Source organism: Bacteroides sp. NSJ-39 (genome assembly GCF_014287315.1).
Classification (GTDB): Bacteria; Bacteroidota; Bacteroidia; order Bacteroidales; family Bacteroidaceae; genus Bacteroides; species Bacteroides finegoldii.
This window is the reverse complement of sequence record NZ_JACOOB010000074.1, coordinates 1-778: the sequence shown is the minus strand read 5'-3', so window position 1 is coordinate 778 and position 778 is coordinate 1. Positions and strand designations below refer to the sequence as shown.

Below are 778 nucleotides of genomic sequence, written 5' to 3'. Positions count from 1 at the left end.
TGGAAAGCATGAAACTCGGCTCGATAGACTATATTCCCAAACAGCTTGTGGAGGATAAACTTGTCCCCCTGATCCGTTCCATACTGAAAGAACGTCAGGCAGGACAACGCCGTATGCCTGTATTCGCCCGTGAAGGTTCCGCTTTTCAGAAAATCATGCACCGGATAAGGCTGGTAGCCGCCACCGACATGAGCGTGATGATATTTGGTGAGAACGGCACGGGCAAGGAGCATATTGCCCATCTGTTGCATGACAAGAGCAAACGTGCAGGCAAGCCATTTGTGGCGGTGGACTGCGGTTCACTCTCCAAAGAGCTTGCACCGTCGGCTTTCTTCGGACACGTCAAGGGAGCGTTTACAGGTGCGGACAATGCCAAGAAAGGATATTTCCATGAGGCGGAAGGCGGCACGCTGTTTCTGGACGAGGTAGGAAACCTCGCGTTGGAAACCCAACAGATGTTGCTCCGCGCCATACAGGAGAGGCGGTATCGCCCGGTCGGAGACAAGGCAGACCGGAATTTCAATGTCCGCATCATCGCTGCTACCAATGAAGATTTGGAAGTAGCGGTGAATGAAAAGCGTTTTCGGCAGGATCTTCTGTACCGCCTGCACGACTTCGGGATAACCGTTCCTCCGTTGCGTGACTGTCAGGAAGACATCATGCCGCTGGCAGAGTTCTTCCGTGATATGGCAAACAGAGAGCTGGAGTGTAGCGTGAGCGGGTTCAGTTCCGAAGCACGTAAAGCGTTGCTGACACACGCATGGCCGGGCAACGTGCG

At 53.9% G+C, this 778-nt stretch carries 1 protein-coding gene; it reads left to right on the top strand.

The window, feature by feature from the left end; genetic code table 11:
* Positions 1-778 (top strand): sigma-54 dependent transcriptional regulator (locus H8S63_RS20455; protein ID WP_186927718.1); only part of this gene is annotated, 778 nt, incomplete at both ends.